Source organism: Bacillus sp. 11B20 (genome assembly GCF_056098985.1).
Window position 1 is genome coordinate 498107 of the sequence record NZ_JBLZWZ010000007.1, and the last position, 22236, is coordinate 520342.

Consider the following 22236-nt stretch of genomic DNA (forward strand, 5'->3'; position numbering starts at 1 on the left):
CCTTTAAGCAATCGATTTTTTACGAAGCATGTCCTTCCATTGTCTTCGAATTTTCTTGCGCAGACGACGAAGCATCACAGGCCGCCTCCTTTCGGTTTAAAGTAAGCTTAAACAGCGTATTCCGCTCTCTCTATATACTTGTATTATATGATGTTTCCAATGAATGTTACATGGATATATGTGGGAAAATAGGCGTTTTCAAAAGGATTTGGTTTCGAAAGCGGAAATCTTTCTGTATGATGAAAGGGAGTGTGTATACATAACAAAGGACAGGAGGGCGAGATATGAATAAAAAAGTCATCTTCTTTGATATCGACGGTACTTTATATGACCATGATAAAAATATACCTGAGTCAACGAAGCGAGCGGTTCATTTATTAAAAGAAAAAGGTCATCATCTCTTTATTGCATCTGGGCGTTCTCCTTTTCTGATTCAGCCCATTTTAGAAGAATTAGGGCTTGACTCATTCATTGCTTATAACGGTCAGTATGTCATGTATGAGGGAGATGTTATTTACGGTAATCCGCTGAAGCAGGAGCTGATGGAGCGGATTTATGAGACAGCGGATCGTCATGATCATCCGCTTGTTTTTATGGGAGAAGAAACGATGAAGGCGTCTGTGCCGAACCATCCGTTTATCCATGAAGGAATCGGTACTTTAAAAACAGAGCATCCTGAGCACGATTTGTCTTTCTTTAAAGAAAACGACATTTTTCAAATGCTGTTATTTTGTAAGGCAGAAGAGGAAGAGCAATATAAGGCATTCTACAATGAGATTGACCTTGTCAGATGGCATGAGCTGTCAACAGATGTTCTGCCAAAAGGCGGATCAAAAGCTGAAGGCATCAAACGAGTCATCGAAAGACTTCCTTACGATCAAAAGGATACCATTGCCTTTGGAGACGGACTGAACGATAGAGAAATGATTTCGTTTGCTGGAACAGGCGTTGCGATGGGAAATGCTGTGAGTGAACTGAAAGCATTGGCTGATTTTGTGACAAAGCCAGTAGATGAGGACGGCATATTCCATGCAGTGACCCATCTTGGCCTTATTGAAGAATAAAAAAGAAGACCCTTAGATGTGGGGTCTTCTTTTTTATGTTATGATCTGCCGATCGCAACAGAGTTTTCTGGCTCAGCGAAAGGCTGATCCTTTTGAATATGATCATAAAACATAATGCCATTTAAATGGTCAATTTCATGCTGAAAGACAATAGCAGGGAATCCTTTTAGACGGATATCAATGTCCTCTCCTTCAAGCGTTGTGGCCTTGACCCTGATTTTTTGATATCGAGGAACAAATCCAGGGATGGCTTCATCAACTGATAAGCAGCCTTCACCAGTAGCTAAATAAGCTCTTTTGACTGAATGACTGACAATACGCGGGTTGAACAGAGCATAGCTGTATTCTTCTCCGTCTTCATCCTCACAATGAACTGCGATCATCCGTTTACTAATATTGATCTGCGGAGCAGCTAATCCAACGCCGGGTCTTAGTCCGTATTTTTCAGCAATATCAGCATCCTGACTGTTTTTGACGAATTCGATCATGTCAGCTAATTGCTGTTTTTCCTCCTCTGTCGGCGGGAGCTCGACCGCTTCAGCTGTTTGTCTTAAGACGGGATGTCCGTCCCTTACGATATCATCCATGGTAATCACAAAACTTCACTCCTATTTCCTTTGTATGTAAAGTATATAAAATGATACACAACATATGCAATGAAATAAAGAAGACCGGTCCTTTGAGACCGGTCAGAGGCTTAAACAGCCTTAGCAGCAGCCACCGCCGCCTAAGAATGCTGCGCCAACGATGATTAATAGGATGAAAAGCACAACGATTAAAGCGAATGTACGTCCGCCGCCGTATCCGCATCCGTATCCACCGCCATAACTTGGGTAACAACAGCCGCCGCCGTATCCATACCCGTAACCGCCGTATCCACCATACATACTTCCATGACTATAATTAGACATACTTTTGACCTCCTTTGGAAATACACTCGGCCTTTCATAAGTGAAGGCGAAGCGTGTAATATAAACTATGTATGAATGCACTATTTGTATAGTCATGAGCCTATTGCTTGAAAAAAATCTTCTCCGTCTTATCTGACTGACCTCTTTTCTTGTCACAAACGCCTATAAAAATTATAGTGGTATGTGGAGATGTAAAGGGGGACCTTGTGATGAGACAGATGAAAAGAAGCATGAAAGCAGGTGCTGCTTTGGCGGGGATATGTACCCTTTTGCTGACAGGATGCGGAGGTCAAAATCCATTCAATGACATGCAGGATGCGATGACGAAAATGAGTGAAAAAGAAGCTTCCTTCGAAAAAGAGCAAGGTACACTGCAAAGCTATGAGAAAAAAGAACAGAAGCTGTACACAAAAATGATTCAAACAACAAAGGACCATACCAAAACAGTGTCAAGCCTTTCTGATCAGGCATTAGCATCGGCAGCGAAACGAGAAGAACATTTAAAAACAGAAAAAGACAGCATGGATGAATCGAAAAAAGAATTGAATACGGTAAAGGAATCTGCCGCACGATTGCAAGATGCCGAGTTAAAAGAGAAAGCAGATCAAACAGTCAAATCGATCGAGAAACGATATGCATCATATGATCAGCTATACAAGGAGTATCAAAAGGCGCTGAAACAAGATCAGCATTTGTATCAATCTTTTAAGAAAAAGGATCTAGGATATGAAGAGCTGAAGTCTAAGCTGAAGACCGTCAATCGTTCATATAGCAAAGTCAGAAAAGAAAGTAAGAAGTTCAATCGATATACAGATCAATTGAATGATCATAAAAAGGCTTTGTATAAAGCAGCAGAACAAGAGTCAAAAAAGAGCTGAAAAACAGCTCTTTTTTTATTTTTCGACAAAAACAAACATTTTCTATTGTAGTACAGTAGTACACTCTATACTAGTACAGATTAGGTTGTTTGTTAAACAGATTGATACAGTTCACCATAAAAAGTAAAGCGAATACATTTATTTAAATAAAGCCGTTAAATCAATTGACGGACTATTTTTCTTGTTGTAAACTATTCCTTGTTAACAGAAGTTGTATTAGTTTTTTGTGAACTATCGTTAATACAGTTAGAAGGACTCAAAAAAGAGTGGTCAACCTATGTTTCGACAACGATCTTAGTGGCTATTATATACAGGAGTCATATGAGTATTTTGGGTTATCCTATATCTGTATGTATAAATGGATTCACGACAAATGGACTGTTAAAAGAAAGGAAGAGGTGACTTTAGAATGGCTGCAAAAACAAAAAAAGCAATTGTTGATAGCAAAAAGCAATTTGATGCCATCAAAAAGCAGTTTGAAACGTTTCAAATTTTAAACGAAAAAGGCGAAGTCGTAAACGAAGCGGCAATGCCGGATCTTTCAGATGACCAATTAAAAGAATTAATGCGCCGTATGGTGTTTACACGTGTATTAGATCAACGTTCAATTTCATTGAACCGTCAAGGACGTCTTGGCTTCTATGCGCCAACAGCTGGACAAGAGGCTTCTCAGCTTGCAACTCACTTTGCACTTGAGAAAGAAGATTTCATTCTTCCAGGATATCGTGATGTACCACAATTAATCTGGCATGGTCTTCCGCTAACAAAAGCATTCTTGTTCTCTCGCGGACACTTTGTTGGTAACCAAATGCCTGATGATGTGAATGCACTTTCACCGCAAATCATTATCGGTGCACAAATCATTCAAGCTGCTGGTGTAGCTCTTGGTTTGAAAAAGCGCGGTAAAAAAGCTGTTGCAATCACTTACACTGGTGACGGTGGAGCTTCACAAGGTGATTTCTACGAAGGTATTAACTTTGCAGGGGCTTACAAAGCGCCAGCGATTTTTGTTGTCCAAAACAACAGATATGCGATCTCTACACCTGTTGAAAAGCAGTCTGCTGCACAAACAATTGCACAAAAAGCAGCTGCAGCTGGTATCGTAGGCGTACAAGTTGACGGTATGGATGCATTAGCTGTTTATGCAGCAACTGCTGAAGCTCGTGAGCGCGCTGTAAATGGTGAAGGTCCAACATTAATCGAAACTCTTACATTCCGTTACGGCCCACATACAATGGCTGGTGACGATCCAACAAGATATCGTACAAAAGAAGATGAAAACGAGTGGGAGCAAAAAGATCCATTGGTACGCTACCGCAAATTCTTGGAAAACAAAGGCCTATGGTCTGAAGAAGAAGAGAATAAAGTGATCGAAGATGCAAAAGAACAAATCAAACAAGCGATCAAAGAAGCTGACGAACAGCCTAAGCAAAAAGTCACTGACTTGATTGAAAACATGTACGATGTGAAACCATTCAACTTAGTTGAACAGCTTGAAATTTACAAACAGAAGGAGTCGAAGTAAGCCATGGCGCAAATGACAATGATTCAAGCGATCACTGATGCGTTACGCACAGAACTGAAAAATGACGAAAACGTTCTCGTTTTCGGAGAAGACGTTGGTAAAAACGGCGGCGTATTCCGTGCGACTGAAGGATTGCAAAAAGAGTTTGGTGAGGATCGTGTATTCGATACTCCACTTGCTGAATCTGGTATTGGCGGTCTTGCAATTGGCCTTGGACTACAAGAATTCCGCCCAGTAATGGAAATTCAATTCTTCGGATTCGTTTACGAAGTATTAGATTCTGTTTCTGGACAAATGGCTCGTATGCGTTACCGTTCTGGCGGACGCTGGCATTCTCCAGTGACAATCCGTTCTCCATTCGGTGGGGGAGTTCACACACCTGAGCTTCACGCTGACAGCTTAGAAGGTCTTATCGCACAACAGCCTGGTATCAAGGTTGTCATTCCTTCAACACCTTATGATGCAAAAGGACTTTTAATTTCTGCAATTCGTGACAACGATCCTGTAGTGTTCCTTGAGCATATGAAACTTTATCGTTCTTTCCGTCAGGAAGTTCCTGAAGAAGAGTACACAATTGAAATCGGTAAAGCTGACGTGAAACGTGAAGGTACTGACCTTTCAATCATCACTTACGGTGCAATGGTTCACGAATCACTAAAAGCTGCTGAAGAGCTAGAAAAAGAAGGCGTTTCTGCTGAAGTTATCGACCTTCGCACAGTAAGCCCGCTTGATATTGAAACAATCATCGCTTCTGTTGAAAAAACAGGACGTGCGATCGTTGTTCAAGAAGCACAAAAACAAGCTGGTATTGCTGCAAACGTAGTAGCTGAAATCAATGACAGAGCGATCCTTAGCCTGGAAGCACCAGTACTTCGTGTAGCTGCACCTGATACTGTATTTGCTTTCTCTCAAGCTGAGAGCGTATGGCTTCCAAACCATAAAGATGTACTTGAAACAGCGAAAAAAGTTCTTGAATTTTAATTAAATGACAGAGGGGAACAGAATTTATTTCTCTTCCCCTTTATCAATTACATGACCGTGTAAACATACACAACAAGGGTTCAACAAAATCTAGGAGGCGAAAAACAGTGGCATTTGAATTTAAACTTCCGGACATCGGAGAAGGTATCCACGAAGGTGAGATCGTTAAGTGGTTTGTTAAACCAAACGACGAAATCAATGAAGATGACGTTTTAGCAGAGGTACAAAATGATAAAGCAGTTGTAGAAATTCCTTCACCTGTTAAAGGAAAAGTATTAGAATTAAAAGTTGAAGAGGGAACAGTTGCAACTGTAGGACAAACAATCATTACGTTTGATGCACCTGGTTACGAAAATCTTCAATTTAAAGGCAGCGAAGAAGAAGGCGAAGCAAAAACTGAAGCTCAAGTACAAGGTACTGCTGAAGCTGGTAACGAGCCAGAGAAGAAAGAAGTAGCACAAGAAGAAGCGGCAGCAGCAACTGGTGCAGGCGCACAAGAGCAAGTAGATGCTGATCCAAACAAACGCGTGATCGCTATGCCATCTGTACGTAAATATGCTCGCGAAAAAGGCGTTGAAATTTACAAAGTTGCAGGTTCTGGTAAAAACGGACGTGTGTTAAAAGAAGATATCGACAGCTTCGTTAATGGTGGTTCTGCAGCTCCAGCAGCAGCACCTCAAGCAGCTGAAAGTGTGAAAGAAGAAGCAGCTCCTAAAGCGGCAGCAGCTCCAGTTCTTGAAGGAGAATTCCCAGAAACTCGCGAGAAAATGAGCGGAATCCGCAAAGCAATCGCGAAAGCAATGGTGAACTCTAAGCATACAGCTCCTCACGTAACATTAATGGATGAAGTTGATGTAACAAACCTTGTTGCTCATCGTAAACAATTCAAACAAGTTGCAGCTGATCAAGGAATCAAGTTAACTTACTTGCCTTACGTTGTAAAAGCTCTAACTTCTGCTTTGAAAAAGTACCCAGTACTTAACACTTCTATCGATGATAAAACGGATGAAGTTGTTCAAAAGCATTACTACAACATCGGAATTGCAGCTGATACTGAAAAAGGCTTGCTCGTTCCAGTTGTGAAAAATGCAGATCGCAAAGCAATTTTCGAAGTGTCTAACGAAATCAACGAGCTTGCAACAAAAGCACGTGATGGTAAATTGGCTCCAGCTGAAATGAAAGGTGCATCTTGCACAATCACAAACATCGGTTCTGCTGGTGGACAATGGTTTACTCCAGTCATCAACCACCCAGAAGTAGCGATCCTTGGTATTGGCCGTATCGCTGAGAAAGCGGTTGTTCGTGATGGCGAAATCGTTGCAGCTCCAGTCTTAGCTCTTTCCCTAAGCTTTGACCACCGTATGATTGACGGAGCTACTGCGCAAAATGCCCTTAACCACATCAAGCGTTTATTGAATGATCCACAATTAATTTTAATGGAGGCGTAATGTCATGGTAGTAGGAGATTTCCCAATCGAAACAGATACTCTTGTCATCGGTGCAGGTCCTGGTGGATATGTAGCTGCTATTCGTGCTGCACAGCTTGGACAAAAAGTAACAATCGTTGAAAAAGGAACACTTGGCGGTGTATGTCTAAACGTTGGTTGTATTCCTTCAAAAGCATTAATCAATGCTGGCCATCGTTTCGAAAATGCTAAGCATTCTGAAGACATGGGTATCAAAGCTGAAAACGTAACAGTTGATTTCACAAAAGTTCAAGAGTGGAAAGCTTCTGTTGTAAACAAATTAACAGGTGGAGTTCAAGGTCTTCTTAAAGGAAATAAAGTAGACATCGTTAAAGGTGAAGCTTATTTCGTAGACAGCAACTCTGTACGTGTAATGGATGAAAATTCAGCACAGACTTACACTTTCAAAAATGCAATTCTTGCTACTGGATCTCGTCCAATCGAATTGCCTACTTTTAAATACACAGACCGCGTGATCAACTCAACTGGTGCTTTAGCGCTTAAAGAAGTACCTAAAAAGTTAGTTGTTATCGGTGGTGGATACATCGGTACTGAGCTTGGTACTGCTTATGCAAACTTTGGAACAGAAGTTGTGATCCTTGAAGGTGGAGACGAAATCCTTCCAGGTTTCGAAAAGCAAATGAGCTCATTGGTTAAACGTAACCTGAAGAAAAAAGGAAACGTTGAAATCCATACAAACGCTCTTGCAAAAGGCGTTGAAGAAAAATCTGATGGTGTCACTGTTACATTCGAAGTAAAAGGTGAAGAAAAAACAGTTGATGCTGATTACGTACTTGTGACTGTTGGTCGTCGTCCAAACACTGATGAGCTTGGTCTTGAGCAAGTTGGTGTTGAATTGACTGACCGCGGAGTTGTCAAAACAGACAAACAATGCCGTACAAGCGTATCTAACATCTATGCAATTGGTGACATCGTTGATGGACCACCACTTGCACACAAAGCTTCTTACGAAGGTAAAATTGCAGCTGAAGCAATCGCTGGAGAGCCAGCTGAAATTGATTACCTTGGTATTCCTGCTGTTGTATTCTCTGAGCCAGAACTTGCAACTGTTGGATACACTGAAGCAGAAGCAAAAGCAGAAGGAATCGAAATCGTTGCAGCGAAATTCCCATTCGCAGCGAACGGACGTGCACTTTCTCTTGATGCAACTGATGGCTTCATGAAAATGATCACTCGTAAAGAGGATGGTCTAGTTATCGGTGCTCAAATCGCAGGTGTTGGCGCTTCTGATATGATTTCAGAGCTTAGCCTTGCAATCGAAGCTGGAGTGACTGCTGAAGACATCGCTATGACAATTCATGCTCACCCAACATTAGGTGAAATTACAATGGAAACGGCTGAAGTAGCAATTGGAAGCCCAATCCACATCGTAAAATAATGAACCTATGAAACCCTCTCCTTGATGGAGAGGGTTTTTTTGCGCCCTGAACACCATATGAAAAACCCCTCATGAGGTGAGGGGTTTTTTCATATGGTTATATATAAGTGCAAGGAAAATATCATTAGTTTGTATTGACGCGGTCTAAAGCATGGCATAAGGGCGATAAGATCTCCTGTTTACTGCGAACATTTCCTTCAACCTTCACGATGACTTTTTCATCATTGACAAGTAAAATAGCCGGCAGTTCATCAACTTCATTTTTCCAGCCTTTACGATCTTCTTTCACAATCATTTTTGACATTTCCTTAGGGTATTCATTCTTTAAATCGAGGACTGCATCATAATAAGGGCTTTCTTTATCAAGGTTTTCTGCATCAGTAAAAAAGAGAATTCTCGGTTTTTGAATATGACTGACTTGGTCGGTCTGAGTCGGTATGATATACGCAAATGAGCATGAACTAAGTACAAAGAGCATGGGGAATATAATGAGAAGTGTCCTCATAAAATTCAATCTATTCACCTCAAAATCATTTGGGGTTGTCCCAACATTTTTAGGAGCTTGTTCCCTGTTAGTCACTCTAGTGTATCATGTCCCTTTTGACAATTTTCGATTGTTACTCAATTGTTACAGAATTGATATGAAGCAAAATACAATTGAAACGTTCCCTCAATATGATGAGAAAAAAGCACATATTTATAAAAAATGATTAAATGTGTCATACAATTAACCGTTGACAACTTAAATGTGACATCATATTATAGAGATAAGAAATAGATCAAACGCTTTCAAACTATGAATGAAGAAAAGGGGAATGTACGTGGGTACAATTATTTGTCAAGATTGCAATGAAACCATTGATCAATTTGAAAATGAAAAAGTGACAACGCTATACGGAACGTGCGGTCACTGTCATTGCTGTGATGAAGCCTCTGAATAAATAAAAAAAGCATGCAGCTCCATTTGGGGCTGCATGTTTCTTTTTTATAAAATTGGTTTTTGTTCCTTAATCACACGGATCATTTCAAGCGTTGAATCTTCAGGTCCTTGGACAGGGAGGCCAATTTCAATATTTTTAAAGATATACGATATATTTTCTTCTGTGATAATTTCACCTGGTATAAAAATTGGAATACCTGGCGGATATACCATCACAAACTCTGCGGTGATGCGGCCGACTGCTTCCTTAAAAGGAACGACTTCAGTTGTGGCATAAAAGGCGTCACGCGGCGTCATAGCAAGCGATGGGATATCAGGCAGCAGTACCTCTGTTACCGCTTGTTTGCCGCCGTCACGAGTAGACGCTGCGGCAATTTCCTGCATCGCCGTCACGAGCGTATCAATTGTCTCATCTGAATCACCAGGGGTTACGATACATAAGATATTGTAAAGGTCAGAGAGCTCTACTTCAATTCGATAGCTTTCTCTCAGCCATTTTTCGACATCATGTCCGTTTAACCCAAGGTCTTTAATGGAGATAATTAATTTCGTTGGGTCATAATCGTAAGTAGAAGCTGAACCGAGTATTTCCTTGCCGATGCAGCTAATACCGTCAATTTGATTCAAGCGGTCTCTCGCTGATTCAGCCAAACGAATGGCTTCGTCAGCAAGTGCCTTTCCTTCAGTGGCTAATCGTTTTCGAGCGACATCAAGTGACGCTAAGAGCAAATAAGAAGTGGATGTTGTCGTCAGCATACTCAAAATCGATTGCACGCGGTCTTTTGAAACAAGCCCTTCCTTCATATTTAAAATAGAGCTCTGCGTAAGAGAGCCGCCAAGTTTATGGACACTTGTTGCTGCCATGTCGGCACCTGCCTGCATCGCAGAGAGGGGAAGCTCATCATGAAAATGGATATGCACACCGTGTGCTTCATCGACAAGGACAGGCACATCAAATGAATGGGCAATGTCTACGATTGATTTTAAGTCTGCTGAAATACCAAAATACGTTGGATTAATGACAAGTAAACCTTTCGCATCTGGATGCTTAGTGAGCGCCTTTTTGGCTGATTCAGGTGTAATACCGTGAGAGATGCCAAGCTCTTTGTCTATTTCTGGGTGAATAAAAACAGGAATGGCGCCAGAAAATACAATCGCGGACATAATTGATTTATGAACGTTACGAGGAACGATAATTTTATCTCCAGGTCCGCATACCGTCATCACCATTGTCATGATGGCGCCGCTTGTTCCTTGAATAGAGAAAAACGTATGATCAGCACCGAAGGCTTCAGCAGCAAGCTCCTGTGCTTCTTTTATCATCCCTCGAGGTGAATGTAAATCATCGAGAGGTTCTATATTAATGAGGTCAATGCTTAATGCATTGTCGCCAATGAATGCTCTAAATTCAGGATCCATTCCGGCTCCTTTTTTATGGCCTGGAATGTGAAATTGGACTGGATTGGTTGCTGCGTGTTTTTTTAGTCCAGTGTATAAGGGTGTATCATGTTGTGACAATTGCTTTCCCACCTTCATCGAAATACCTGCTATTATTGTGCCAATTACAGCAGATTTCATTGCATAAAACAAAAGAATTATATTATGAACTGATCGGAATGTAAAGCATAAAATCAATCGGTTTCTTAACAAACAGATGCTATAATAAAAGTTCAAATCAGAAATGAGTATTAAAGTGAGGGACAAGTAAATGGAATATCAATATCCAATGGATGTCGACTGGACGACAGAGGAAAAGATTGCGGTCATTTCATTTTTTCAGGCTGTTGAAAAAGCCTACGAAAAAGGAATTGCGAAGCAGGAGTTATTAGACGCATATAAACGATTTAAAGAGGTTGTGCCATCAAAAGCAGAGGAAAAAACGCATTGTGCGGCGTTTGAAAAGGGAAGCGGGTATTCCCCTTATCATGCAGTAAAAACCGCAAGAGAGGCAGAAGAGACTGCTATTATACGCATGTAAAAAACGAGCCTCAAAGGGCTCGTTTTTTCATACAGATTCTTTCTGTGTAAAACGGTATAGATACGTCAGCGTGCGGAAGGCATTTTCAATTTTCGAGAGGAATTCTTCATTATTCATTTGCACGACTTCTTCTCTCGGTAGCTGAATGCCGCAAAGAAGCTCGGCTTTCTTGACTGTTTGAACACGTTCAAACAGCGTTTTCAGCTGTTCTGAATCTAGTTCGCTGTGACGCATGACATCTGGTTTCATATGATCTTTAGACCAAACAAAATCTTGCGGTATTTTCTGCTGGATGGTGTCTAGTTCTTTTTCAAATAGCTGGCCATACTCACCTTTTACTGGAGATTCATAAATGAGTGCAAACCAGACAAAGACATGTGTTTTCCAAAGCCCGATTTGAAAATGAGGAAGTTTTTTATATCCGCGCTTACTGTTTGCAAAAGCAACCCACGTATCATTTGGTGGGTTGACAGATCTTCTAGCATGCTTTGCAACGTGTACAAACATTTCGTCTCCTGTAATAGAAGAAAGAAGTGGTGCAAAATGTTCGCCAATTGCCTCAAGCTTTGGACGGACTCTTTCTTTTAATACAGTCATTCGTTCATCTAAACCATCAACTGTGAATGTTTCAAAATCTTCATCTCTAAAACGCATTTCACTCATGTTATGCCTCCTGTATCTTTTCGCTGATCATATTTTATCATAGCTTGGGTCAAGCTCAAAAAAAGATGCACCGTCAGATCAAAGTTTATGAAGGTCGTGGTGCAGCGTTTAAAATCATCAATTTTGTGGTACATAACAAATAGGTAAAGACACAATTTTCAGAATGTCGTTGCGGTTATGCGATCGCTTCATACGATATAAGCAAGAACCATTTCTCTTATCGATTGAATTTTTTATCAATGAAAACTGACAAGGAATGAATCATTCTCTGGAAGGGGCGTTGACCAATGAAGCAAATCGTGAAGCAGGGGTATAGGCAGGAGAAGAAGAATCGCATCGCTGTGTGGAGATTAGAGGTTGATTATGAGCTTTCTACGCTTCATGAAGCCATCGAGCATAAAGATGACATCCAAATCGAACGCAGCAAACGAAAGCTTGAGCGCCTAAGAAAAGAATGGGAGCAGCTTCAAGGGTAAAACAGCGTGAGGTAAAAACGAACCAATTCATCGGTTCGTTTTTGTATGAAGCTGCTTTTTTCTTGCTTTTACGTACATAATATCAGTATGCTATTACAAATAGGTCCTACATAGAAAAGAGGTTTACAATCTGATGACAAACTGGGTGGAAATTGACCGTCTTGCAAAGCTCTGGGTAAAAGAAGCAGGGAGCCGTATTAAAGCGTCCATGCAGGAAGGTCTATCAATTGAAACAAAATCAAATCCAAATGATCTTGTCACGAATATCGATAAAGAAACAGAGCGTTTTTTTATTGAAAAAATACAGTCGACATTTTCAGACCATCACATTTTAGGAGAAGAGGGACAAGGGGAAGAGGTGACCTCACTCGATGGGATTGTGTGGATTATTGATCCGATCGATGGCACAATGAACTTTGTCCATCAAAAACGCAACTTTGCCATTTCAATCGGGATATTTGAAAATGGTGTTGGGAAAATCGGTCTTATTTATGACGTTATTCATGACGAGCTCTACCATGCCATCAAAGGAGAAGGAGCTTATATGAACGATACCCTGCTCCCTCGATTAAAAGATGTGGAAATTGAAAAAGCCATTGTGGGGATTAATCCGACATGGGCGATCGAAAGCCCTTATTTTGACGCCAAACCATTTGCCCGTCTTGTGCGTGATGTGAGAGGGACACGAACGATTGGATCCGCTGCCCTTGAGCTTGCTTATATTGCAAGCGGCAGAAGTGACGCATATGTCACGTTAAGGCTTGCGCCATGGGATTATGCAGCGGGCTGCGTACTGCTTGATGAAGTAGGGGCTGTTTACTCAAATATTCACGGAGAACGTCTTACGTTCCTAGATAAAAACAGCATAGTCGCCGGAAATCGATCCATTTGTGAAAAAATCTTGCATGATTACATAAAAGGAAGCGGAAATAAAAAATAAACAGAATCACTTCATGAGAATGAAGTGATTTTTTGTTTTTCCTGAAACTTTTTGGTAAGGCGAATGTCTATACGAATGAGGCCTTAATTTTATGTAAAGGATTGTGTATCAATGTTTGATTTGTTTAGTGATTTATCGCTCCATTTTGAAAGGTATTTTATTTTAAATGAGTATAGTATCCGCATCATTCAATGGTGTGTACTTGGACTATTTGTTCTTTTCATGACACTTCCGCTATGGAAAGAAAAGAAGAGTGGTTATGTATTTTATGGTGGAATCGTATTAAGAGTTGTTCTGCTTGGCGGAATGACAGTTGAAATGATCCACCAAGTCCTAGCTAGACAGTATACGATCGAAACATTTGAAGTGCTGACAGATTTCATGCAATTTCTCATTTATGGGTATGTTTTGCTCGCATCACTTTACTATGTCATTTCTCTTCCTTATTTAAAAAATAAAGGTATGTTTTTTGCTTTTGATTTATCTGTGTTACTTCTGCCTTTATGTCAAACCGTGTTTATTGTGTTTGCTGAAAGCAAAAAGTTCTTTCTTAGTGGTGATATGGATCTAGTATGGAGAGATCTGATTACTATTTTGCTTATGGCTGGCTTTGCCGCTTTGGTGCTGCACCTTTTCTTTCGCTTGTTTTGGCACTGGAAGTGGAAGGAATTGCTTTTATTCTATGGTTTGATTTTTGCAGCCTTGCTTTATATATTTTATCCTTCTATTTCGAAGTATGAACTTCAATCTACATTTAAATCGATTGTCATTTTAGCGGCAGCAGCAGGAAGCTTTATGACGATTTATTTGTTATCTGCTTTACTGCGGGACAAAGTGAGATTAAGGCAGTGGGGCGCTGGTTGTATAGCTGTCTTTTTTCTGCTATTACTCAATCCGATTATTAATATCCCTCATACCATGTTCCAATTCACCAAAACGGAATTGGTAGATACTTTCTCGGAAGAATATCGCCCTTTATCAGCAGCAAGTGCAAAAGCATTCGCTTCAAAGTTTGTACCGGAGAATCAATCGCTGTATTTAAATGCTAGTCATCAGCCTATCCCTTATCATTACGTGTTTGCAGATGATCAGTATGAAGTGAATATTTCTCCGTTTACAGGTGAATTAAGCGAATATTCTTATCGAGGTCGTGTAGAGGGAAAGGAACTGACCGATAAAGAATATAGGCAAAAGACCATTGAATTTTTCGAAAGAAGCGGAAGATCAATAGATCTCAATCGCATTCAATTGACTGTACAAAAAGAGGATGGAGAGACGAACGTTCTTCTTCTGCCAAAAATGTCTCAGAATGAAGAGGACAGTTTAGCGTCTGCCACCTGGGAAAAAGGGACGCTTCGACAAGCGCAATACGTAAACGCCATCTTTCAATTAAAGGATATTGACGGAATCCATTTAACAGAAACGGAGATAAAAAACAGGATCAACAGTATTTATAAACATTTAAACCTCAAGCCGCCAGCTTATCAAATCACAGGCATTGATGAATTTTATTTTGATTGGCAGCATGAAGTGAGGGTCACAACAAAAGATCAATCGGAGTTTCTGTTTAATGGCTCATCAAAAGAAGTTATCAGCTTCAAGTTGTCAAAAGCGTTTCTTCAACAGAAAAAAGGGAACGTCAGCGATGAAGATTTGTTAAAGATCATAGGGAAAACACCAAAAGACGTAAGGAAAGAAATAGGCACTAGTGAAAGTAAACAATATACATTTAAACGCTCCTCTCATGTCGTCAATCTGTTTAAAGGGGATGATGGAATTGAGTTGAGAGTGCAAGTTGCTTCTTCTATCCCGCACGCAGTATCTAATCAAGATCGTGAGGACGTCTATCAGCAAGTACTTAAAAGGTATAAACCATATACGATCTATAAAAAGCAAATAAAACCTGTGAGAATGATCGACAAAGAAGGGAACATCGACATTTCATGGCTTGTCATCATACAAACCTTCGGATCAAATGAGCATAAAATCTATGAAGTGAATGGACGAACAAAAGAGGTGCATCGTTTTGACAGATAAAGAAAAACAAGCCATCTTTCAAGACTTATATGAACTGTATCAAGAAGGGGATCTGGGAGACAAGGCAGCTAGCTGGATGAAGGCACACGAACAGCAATTTCAGCATGCGGTCACGGGTGAAAAGCAGCCCTCAGCGCCGATGGAAGGTCAGAAGGACTATGACGAGTTAAAACGCATGAAAGGGTTTATTTACTCGTTATACTTCTTTTTTATCGTTTTATCGATTTGGATGACTGTGTGGTTTTATTTTTGATGTCCAGACCAGCAGAGCAAATTGAAAAAATCTATCAAGAATATTTTCAGGAAATCACTAAATATTTATATCGCCGGACGGGAAATATGGAAACAGCCAAGGACCTTGCACAGGACGTATTTATGAAGGCACTGCATGGGTTGTCCTCCTTTAAGGGACATTCAAGTATGAAAACATGGCTTTATACCATTGCGTATCACACATTTGTGAATGATTATCGCCGAAAAGTAAAATGGACTTTTACGAACGTAGAGGAAATGGATTTCTTAGAGCAGCAGTCGTTCACGACACCAGAAGATCACATTGAAAAACAAGCTGACATCGAAAGGCTGTGGCATCATATTTATCAGCTGAAGGATTCCTACCGGGAGGTCCTCATTTTAAGAGATATTCAAGAATTGTCATATGAAGAAGTAGCTGAAATTTTGAATTGGACTTTATCTAAAGTCAAAACAACCCTTCATCGAGCCAGATTAGAGCTGAAGCGAATGCTACATTGTGAGGAGTTCAATAAATGAGCTGTTATTTGATTGAAGAATTGTTACCACTTTATATAGAGGGGGACACAAGTGCAGAAACAAATAAAATTGTTGCAGAGCACTTACAATCCTGCGAGAGCTGCCAACACCTTTATCACGAAATGAAAGAGCCAATAACCCTTATACAAACTCCTGATCTCATGCCATATATAGATGAAAAGGAAGAAAGAAGAAAATTTGAAAAGCGCTACTATGGCAAGCTGTTATATCGAGCAAGTATCGCATTTGGTATAGGATACGCCATGATGATCATTCTTTATTGGCTGAAATAAAAAACCCCCATCTGGATAAACCAGGTGGGGGTTTTTCTGAGCTTAGCTTAATTTTTCTTTCGCAATTTGAACTGCATCATAAAACGTTTTTAATTGCTCTTGAGGAATTTTCTTAAGCATTTGGTTGAAAACAAGTAATTCAGTAGAGCTGAATCCAAGACCTTTTGCGATTTTTGAATCAATCACAACGTTTCCTTTTTTGTCTAGAACAAGGGCATCACCAGCAAGATCAGCAATTCTGATCACTGATTTGAAAAGCTTTTCGAATTTAGCCGCTTCTTCTTTTGTAAGACCAAGTTCAACAGCTTTTGCTGCATCAAAAACCAATTTCCCTTTTTCGTTTTTAGTGATGCTTTCACTGAAAACGATTGTAAGAACAGCTGCGCGATCTAAGAATTTCTCAGCAGTCGCCGCTTCTTCTTCAGTTAGTCCGAGCTCAACAGCTTTTTTCACATCAAATGTGTAGTTGTTGTCTTCCTCAACAAATGAATTGATGAGAATGTTGATGACACGCTCGTTTTTCTCCAATAATTCTTTAATGATTTGCTGCTGTTCAAAAGGAATGCCTTTGAAAGTTGCAGCGCTTGCTTGCCCAGGAGCTACTGTTGTGAAAGTAAGAATGATAGCTAAAGCGAAAAATACAACAGAGCTGAGCGATTTGCTCAAAAACTTCTTCATGCTTCTTTTCTCTCCCTTTTCTGTTAAATTTTGTTGCAATAACAGCATACCATGAGAAACTTTGTGGAAGAATAGGAAAATTGTAACTTTCTGTTTGATTTTGGAGAACTATAAAAGTTCTTGTCGAATTTTGGAGAGGTTCAGATTGCTTACTTTTGTCAATTCTCAATAGATGTTTTTGTATGTGACGCAAGCTTTCATAGGTGAATTGTCTTGTTTTTACTCAAAATAAAAAGCCTTCTACATGTAGAATGTAAAAGGCTTTTACCTAATTTTATGATTGCACGTTTAATTTTCTTTTTAATGTAAATCCTGTACCCATGAAAATCATGGCGAATACAATGCTTAGACATATACCCAGTATGTTTTTTTCTGCAAGAGTTACCCCAATAAACGCCATACTGACAACTGCAAGTAATGCACATAATAATAGAAGCCATTTGATTTGTTTCATATGTCCCCATCCCTTTTTTTAGAGTTAATATAAGTTTACAGAAAAACGATCGGCATTTAAAGGGGATTGTGATATAATATGAAAGTTATCTAATTATTTTAGGAGATGAAAATGTGAAACTTCGAAAAGACCTTCGCAACATCGCAATTATTGCCCACGTTGACCATGGTAAAACGACGCTTGTTGACCAATTGCTCCATCAAGCTGGTACTTTCCGTGCGAATGAAAATATCGCTGAGAGAGCCATGGATTCAAATGATTTAGAGCGAGAGCGCGGTATTACAATTTTAGCTAAAAATACTGCGATAAATTATAAAGATACACGCATTAATATTTTAGATACACCAGGACACGCCGATTTCGGTGGTGAAGTTGAGCGTATCATGAAAATGGTAGATGGTGTACTCCTTGTTGTGGATGCTTATGAAGGCTGTATGCCTCAAACACGCTTTGTGCTGAAAAAAGCACTTGAGCAAAACTTAACACCAATCGTTGTCGTCAATAAAATTGACCGCGACTTTGCTCGTCCGGCTGAAGTAGTCGATGAAGTGATTGACTTGTTCATTGAATTGGATGCAACAGAAGAACAGCTTGAGTTCCCAGTTGTCTATGCATCAGCAATCAATGGTACAGCAAGTAACGATGCGAGCAAACAAGATGAAAACATGGAATCTTTGTTTGAAGCTATTGTGAACCATATTCCTTGTCCGGTTGATAACCATGAAGAGCCGCTTCAATTCCAAGTGGCGCTACTTGATTACAATGATTATGTTGGCAGAATTGGAATTGGCCGTGTATTCAGAGGAACAATGCAAGTAGGACAGCAGGTAGCCTTGATGAAAGTCGACGGCACTGTGAAACAATTCCGTGTAACAAAGATCTTTGGTTTCCAAGGGTTAAAACGAGTGGAAATCAACGAAGCGAAAGCGGGAGATCTTGTCGCTGTATCTGGAATGGAAGACATCAACGTAGGTGAAACGGTTTGTCCGGTAGAACACCAAGAGGCACTTCCAATCCTTCGTATTGATGAGCCGACACTTCAAATGACGTTTGTTGTAAACAACAGCCCATTTGCAGGCCGTGAAGGAAAATACGTGACATCACGTAAAATCGAAGAGCGTTTAGAGCAGCAGCTTCAAACAGACGTCAGTCTTCGTGTGGATCCAACTGATTCACCTGATGCTTGGGTTGTTTCTGGACGCGGAGAGCTTCACTTATCCATTCTCATTGAGAATATGAGACGTGAAGGATTTGAATTACAAGTATCGAAGCCAGAAGTTATTGTAAAAGAAGTTGATGGTGTTCGATGTGAGCCTGTAGAGCGCGTTCAAATTGATGTACCAGAAGAGCATACTGGCTCTGTTATGGAATCAATGGGTGCAAGAAAAGGTGAAATGATTGACATGATCAACAATGGTAACGGTCAAGTTCGCCTGATCTTTACAGTGCCATCACGTGGTTTAATTGGATACACAACTGAATTTCTTTCATTAACTCGTGGTTTTGGTATTTTGAACCATACGTTTGACAGCTACCAGCCAATGCAGTCTGGTCAAGTCGGCGGACGCCGTCAAGGTGTACTTGTTTCAATGGAAACAGGTAAAGCGACTGCTTACGGAATCCAAGGTGTTGAAGAGCGCGGTGTGATCTTCGTTGAGCCAGGTACTGAAGTATACCAAGGCATGATTGTTGGGGAGCATAACCGTGAGAACGACCTTGTTGTAAACGTAAGCCGTATGAAACAACAAACAAACGTACGTTCAGCGACGAAAGATCAAACGGTTAGCATGAAAAAACCTCGTATTATGTCACTTGAGGAATCTCTTGAGTACTTGAATGAAGACGAATACTGTGAGGTTACACCTGAATCCATTCGTCTTAGAAAGAAAATTTTAGACAAAAACGAACGTGAGAAAGCAGCGAAGAAGAAAAAGCTAGCAGGATTATCTTAATTCCATGAAGAATTAAAAAGATAGAACCCTGAAAGATAAGGGGAGGGAATCTTTTTGAATGATCAGGAAGTAAGTGAAAATCTATCCTTTTTCGCGATGCTGTTTCGTGTCGATGAAAATCCGCAAACAGGGATGTGGCTCCTATATGGCACCATCCTTGTTTTAGCGATTATTGTTTTTAAGCTCGGCTTTGCAAGACGTTTACCGATTTTAAAAGCGCTCGTGATTTATTTGTTTTTGATTTTTGGCTGCACGTTTCTCACATTTCTAGGAATCTTCCTGCCAGTAGCGGAAGGCCTTGTTGTGGCAGCTGCCATTTTGATTATTTATAAAATACGGCTGCATCGTGCGAAAAAAGAAGGAACAGTCAATACGTAAAAAAAGACCTGAACATGTGTCAGGTCTTTTTTATGTCTTTTGTTCTTTCTTTCCTTTTTTCTTCTTTTTCTCTTTTGTCGCAGGATCCTGATAAAGAGAGAATCTGCCGGTTTTGATGCGAGCTTCTGTCTTTATTTTAATGCGTTCTTGGCAGTCATCGCACATATATGTATGAATTGGCCGGTTTCTTAACCGTTTCGCAACGAGTGTATCATCATCAATGGTTTCAAGCTTTTCACATAATGAGCACTTCACTCTCATCATTTTCACCTCACTTTAATGCATTTATTATAGCATGTTTTCCAGCCACTTAAAATCAGCGTAGAAAAAGGCTTATATCACAGGAGATATAAGCCGTTCTCATTATTTCTTCTGATTCATATGATGGTTTGATTGGTCGTTTTGCTTTTTTTCTAACTGTTTTTGATCTTGTTCTTTGAGCTGATTATTCGGATCATTTGTCGGATCCTTTTCGTTACGGTCGATCTCATTTTTCGGCATCTCTGGCATCACGCGGCCGACAATAGCAGCTAGTTCATCCATAATACCGCTTACAGGACGGCCTGCTTTAATTTCTTTGCCCATTTCTTTTAAACGGCTGACTGTATCCGGATCAGCAACCACAACAGCATTTGCACCTTCCGGGTCATTTCTCAGCGCTTTTGCAACTGAATATTTAATGGTTTCTACTTTGCTTCTATCTAAATCATCTTTTACATCAATACCAACAACAGCATAGCGGCCGATGACGATTGCTGTTGCATCATTGACATCTGCTACGTGCTCTGTCACATTGACAAGATGCTGCGCAACATCTGTGGATGGGCGGGCTTGATTTGTCTTTTTCTTCGATGAGTCTGATACCCGTACTAAGTGTTGGCGTCCATCTTGCTTGTTCAGCGCCTCTGGCTTTTCCTGCTGCTGGCAAGCGCCTAACAGAATGATCGTTTGAATCATGAATAATGTTAAAAATAGTCGCATCTAAATTCCCTCCTTCACAAACTGCATGATTTATTTTATTGTTGAATTAACCTTCTAACTTTATTCATGAAAACATATATTTTAACAATCGTTTTGGGAAAGACAAGGATGAATGAAACCCCGATCAGGAGGCGAAGGACCTGAGTAAAATTTATGTATTAGACACAAATGTGTTATTACAGGATCCGAATTCAATCTTTTCATTTGAAGACAACGAGGTCGTCATTCCGGCCGTTGTGTTAGAAGAAGTAGACTCGAAAAAGAGATACATGGACGAGGTTGGGCAAAACGCTCGGCGCGTCTCACGTTTAATCGACGGTTTGAGATCGAAAGGGAAACTGCATGAAAAAATTACGCTAGAGTCAAAAGGAACGCTGCGCATCGAGCTGAATCATCGCTCTTTCCATGAACTTCAAGAAATTTTTATTGAAAAAACGAACGATAATCGGATTTTGGCTGTCGCGAAAAATTTGAGCTTAGAGGAAGAAACAAAGCCTCACGGCCGGCCAGTTATTTTGGTCAGTAAAGATGTTTTAGTCCGGGTAAAGGCAGATGCTATAGGCCTCCAAGCTGAAGACTTCTTAAGTGACCGTGTGCTGCAAAACGAAGACATTGATAACGGCTATCATGAGCTCTATATTCCGACGGAGCAATTGAATACATTTTATAAACAAAGCCAATTGCCGATAAAAGAAGTCACGAGTGTACCATTAAACCCTCATCAGTTTGTCATTATGAAGGGGAATGAAGGCGGTTCTGCTTTAGGAATGCTTGATCAAAAAGCAGAGAATGTGAAACGGCTCATTTATGATCAAGAGCATGTTTGGGGAATTCGTCCGAAAAATGTTCAGCAGACGATGGCACTAGAGCTGCTATTGCGCCGTGATATTCCCCTCGTGACATTGATCGGAAAAGCGGGAACTGGTAAAACACTCCTTGCGCTGGCTGCCGGATTAATGCAGACAGAGGACCTCGGGATGTTTAAAAAACTGATCGTCGCCCGTTCAATTGTTCCTGTCGGCAAGGACTTAGGCTACTTGCCAGGTGAAAAGGAAGAGAAACTCAGACCATGGATGCAGCCGATCTATGACAATCTAGAATTTTTATTTAATACAAAAAAACCTGGTGAACTTGATGCGATTTTGGCGGGCATTGGTTCGATTCAAGTGGAAGCTTTAACGTATATACGCGGAAGAAGTATCCCTGATCAATTTATTATCATTGATGAGGCGCAGAATTTAACGAAACACGAGGTGAAAACATTATTAACGCGAGTCGGAGAGGGAAGTAAAATTGTGCTTATGGGGGACCCAGAGCAGATCGATCATCCTTATTTAGACAGCTTAAATAATGGGCTTACGTATGTCATTGAGCGGTTCAAAGGACAGCAAATATCTGGACATGTCAAGCTTGTCAAAGGAGAAAGGTCTGGACTTGCACAGCTTGCAGCTGATTTGCTGTAGTCCAGACC

General features: G+C 40.4%; 26 protein-coding genes. 17 read left to right on the forward strand and 9 right to left on the reverse strand.

Annotation, left to right across the window (positions count from 1 at the left end; all coding sequences use genetic code 11):
- Positions 1–284 precede the first annotated feature (284 nt).
- The gene (locus ACN6NB_RS06810) at positions 285–1064 is read left to right on the forward strand and encodes a Cof-type HAD-IIB family hydrolase (RefSeq protein WP_059377010.1); all 780 of its coding nucleotides are present in this window, start codon (positions 285–287) and stop codon (positions 1062–1064) included.
- A 38-nt stretch (positions 1065–1102) separates the two neighbouring features.
- On the opposite strand, the gene def is transcribed toward ACN6NB_RS06810, so the two are convergent.
- Together def and ACN6NB_RS06820 are read right to left on the reverse strand one after the other, a co-directional pair.
- Positions 1103–1660 carry a peptide deformylase gene (gene def, locus ACN6NB_RS06815; protein ID WP_024424751.1) on the reverse strand — a complete coding sequence of 186 codons (558 nt, stop codon included), beginning with the start codon at positions 1658–1660 and terminating at the stop codon, positions 1103–1105.
- A 111-nt stretch (positions 1661–1771) separates the two neighbouring features.
- Complete coding sequence (locus ACN6NB_RS06820; protein WP_026050085.1) at positions 1772–1951, reverse strand: YjcZ family sporulation protein; 180 nt, start codon at positions 1949–1951, stop codon at positions 1772–1774.
- 233 nt (positions 1952–2184) lie between these two features.
- On the opposite strand from ACN6NB_RS06820, the gene ACN6NB_RS06825 reads away from it, so the two are divergent.
- From ACN6NB_RS06825 to lpdA, 5 genes are all read left to right on the forward strand, one after another.
- Positions 2185–2853: a YkyA family protein gene (locus ACN6NB_RS06825; protein ID WP_144491170.1), complete on the forward strand. Its 669-nt coding sequence runs from the start codon at positions 2185–2187 to the stop codon at positions 2851–2853.
- A 409-nt stretch (positions 2854–3262) separates the two neighbouring features.
- On the forward strand, positions 3263–4378 hold the full coding sequence (gene pdhA, locus ACN6NB_RS06830) for a pyruvate dehydrogenase (acetyl-transferring) E1 component subunit alpha (protein ID WP_039178223.1): 1116 nt from the start codon (positions 3263–3265) through the stop codon (positions 4376–4378).
- Between the two features lie 3 nt (positions 4379–4381).
- Positions 4382–5359 carry a pyruvate dehydrogenase complex E1 component subunit beta gene (gene pdhB / locus ACN6NB_RS06835; RefSeq protein ID WP_039178226.1) on the forward strand — a complete coding sequence of 326 codons (978 nt, stop codon included), beginning with the start codon at positions 4382–4384 and terminating at the stop codon, positions 5357–5359.
- Between the two features lie 107 nt (positions 5360–5466).
- Positions 5467–6807: a dihydrolipoamide acetyltransferase family protein gene (locus ACN6NB_RS06840; protein WP_059377016.1), complete on the forward strand. Its 1341-nt coding sequence runs from the start codon at positions 5467–5469 to the stop codon at positions 6805–6807.
- 4 nt (positions 6808–6811) lie between these two features.
- The gene (lpdA, locus tag ACN6NB_RS06845) at positions 6812–8224 is read left to right on the forward strand and encodes a dihydrolipoyl dehydrogenase (RefSeq protein WP_039178233.1); all 1413 of its coding nucleotides are present in this window, start codon (positions 6812–6814) and stop codon (positions 8222–8224) included.
- A 124-nt stretch (positions 8225–8348) separates the two neighbouring features.
- On the opposite strand, the gene ACN6NB_RS06850 is transcribed toward lpdA, so the two are convergent.
- Entirely contained in the window at positions 8349–8729 is a 381-nt protein-coding gene (locus ACN6NB_RS06850; protein ID WP_224929246.1) for a hypothetical protein, read from the reverse strand.
- A 316-nt stretch (positions 8730–9045) separates the two neighbouring features.
- Here ACN6NB_RS06850 and ACN6NB_RS06855 point away from each other — a divergent pair, with 316 nt between their 5' ends.
- A complete protein-coding gene (locus ACN6NB_RS06855) occupies positions 9046–9165 on the forward strand; it encodes a GapA-binding peptide SR1P (RefSeq protein ID WP_003212464.1) in 120 nt (39 codons plus the stop codon).
- A 44-nt stretch (positions 9166–9209) separates the two neighbouring features.
- On the opposite strand, the gene ACN6NB_RS06860 is transcribed toward ACN6NB_RS06855, so the two are convergent.
- Positions 9210–10682 (reverse strand): aminotransferase class I/II-fold pyridoxal phosphate-dependent enzyme, encoded by a 1473-nt coding sequence (locus tag ACN6NB_RS06860; protein WP_106025214.1) that lies wholly within the window; start codon positions 10680–10682, stop codon positions 9210–9212.
- A 190-nt stretch (positions 10683–10872) separates the two neighbouring features.
- Between ACN6NB_RS06860 and ACN6NB_RS06865 the strand changes: the two genes are divergently transcribed.
- Positions 10873–11142 (forward strand): UPF0223 family protein, encoded by a 270-nt coding sequence (locus tag ACN6NB_RS06865; RefSeq protein ID WP_039178240.1) that lies wholly within the window; start codon positions 10873–10875, stop codon positions 11140–11142.
- 27 nt (positions 11143–11169) lie between these two features.
- On the opposite strand, the gene ACN6NB_RS06870 is transcribed toward ACN6NB_RS06865, so the two are convergent.
- Positions 11170–11805, reverse strand: coding sequence for a DUF1054 domain-containing protein (locus ACN6NB_RS06870; RefSeq protein WP_064498401.1), 636 nt, complete (start codon positions 11803–11805; stop codon positions 11170–11172).
- 287 nt (positions 11806–12092) lie between these two features.
- Here ACN6NB_RS06870 and ACN6NB_RS06875 point away from each other — a divergent pair, with 287 nt between their 5' ends.
- The 6 genes from ACN6NB_RS06875 to ACN6NB_RS06900 all read left to right on the forward strand — a co-directional run bounded on the left by ACN6NB_RS06875 (position 12093) and on the right by ACN6NB_RS06900 (position 16322).
- Positions 12093–12281: a hypothetical protein gene (locus ACN6NB_RS06875; protein ID WP_039178243.1), complete on the forward strand. Its 189-nt coding sequence runs from the start codon at positions 12093–12095 to the stop codon at positions 12279–12281.
- Between the two features lie 133 nt (positions 12282–12414).
- A complete protein-coding gene (locus ACN6NB_RS06880) occupies positions 12415–13221 on the forward strand; it encodes an inositol monophosphatase family protein (protein WP_039178252.1) in 807 nt (268 codons plus the stop codon).
- A gap of 111 nt (positions 13222–13332) precedes the next feature.
- Positions 13333–15258: a hypothetical protein gene (locus tag ACN6NB_RS06885; protein ID WP_404527004.1), complete on the forward strand. Its 1926-nt coding sequence runs from the start codon at positions 13333–13335 to the stop codon at positions 15256–15258.
- Positions 15248–15511, forward strand: a complete 264-nt coding sequence (locus tag ACN6NB_RS06890; protein ID WP_427369343.1) for a hypothetical protein — start codon at positions 15248–15250, stop codon at positions 15509–15511. The genes ACN6NB_RS06885 and ACN6NB_RS06890 overlap by 11 nt, the downstream gene beginning before the upstream one ends.
- Complete coding sequence (locus ACN6NB_RS06895) at positions 15511–16029, forward strand: sigma-70 family RNA polymerase sigma factor (RefSeq protein ID WP_039183084.1); 519 nt, start codon at positions 15511–15513, stop codon at positions 16027–16029. Before ACN6NB_RS06890 ends, ACN6NB_RS06895 begins: the two co-directional genes overlap by 1 nt.
- A complete protein-coding gene (locus tag ACN6NB_RS06900) occupies positions 16026–16322 on the forward strand; it encodes an anti-sigma factor family protein (RefSeq protein WP_047203711.1) in 297 nt (98 codons plus the stop codon). The genes ACN6NB_RS06895 and ACN6NB_RS06900 overlap by 4 nt, the downstream gene beginning before the upstream one ends.
- A 42-nt stretch (positions 16323–16364) precedes the next feature.
- Here ACN6NB_RS06900 and ACN6NB_RS06905 read toward each other — a convergent pair whose 3' ends face one another.
- Complete coding sequence (locus tag ACN6NB_RS06905; RefSeq protein WP_024424766.1) at positions 16365–17000, reverse strand: hypothetical protein; 636 nt, start codon at positions 16998–17000, stop codon at positions 16365–16367.
- A 274-nt stretch (positions 17001–17274) separates the two neighbouring features.
- The gene (locus tag ACN6NB_RS06910) at positions 17275–17454 is read right to left on the reverse strand and encodes a DUF5325 family protein (RefSeq protein WP_024426900.1); all 180 of its coding nucleotides are present in this window, start codon (positions 17452–17454) and stop codon (positions 17275–17277) included.
- Between the two features lie 113 nt (positions 17455–17567).
- Between ACN6NB_RS06910 and typA the strand changes: the two genes are divergently transcribed.
- Entirely contained in the window at positions 17568–19406 is a 1839-nt protein-coding gene (gene typA / locus ACN6NB_RS06915) for a translational GTPase TypA (protein ID WP_024424768.1), read from the forward strand.
- Positions 19407–19502: 96 nt separating this feature from the next.
- The gene (locus ACN6NB_RS06920) at positions 19503–19784 is read left to right on the forward strand and encodes a YlaH-like family protein (protein WP_044334035.1); all 282 of its coding nucleotides are present in this window, start codon (positions 19503–19505) and stop codon (positions 19782–19784) included.
- Positions 19785–19814: 30 nt separating this feature from the next.
- On the opposite strand, the gene ACN6NB_RS06925 is transcribed toward ACN6NB_RS06920, so the two are convergent.
- Positions 19815–20045 (reverse strand): YlaI family protein, encoded by a 231-nt coding sequence (locus tag ACN6NB_RS06925; RefSeq protein WP_024424769.1) that lies wholly within the window; start codon positions 20043–20045, stop codon positions 19815–19817.
- A gap of 102 nt (positions 20046–20147) precedes the next feature.
- Positions 20148–20765 (reverse strand): YhcN/YlaJ family sporulation lipoprotein, encoded by a 618-nt coding sequence (locus ACN6NB_RS06930; RefSeq protein ID WP_474253281.1) that lies wholly within the window; start codon positions 20763–20765, stop codon positions 20148–20150.
- A gap of 140 nt (positions 20766–20905) precedes the next feature.
- Here ACN6NB_RS06930 and ACN6NB_RS06935 point away from each other — a divergent pair, with 140 nt between their 5' ends.
- Complete coding sequence (locus tag ACN6NB_RS06935; protein WP_039178271.1) at positions 20906–22228, forward strand: PhoH family protein; 1323 nt, start codon at positions 20906–20908, stop codon at positions 22226–22228.
- Positions 22229–22236: the final 8 nt, after the last annotated feature.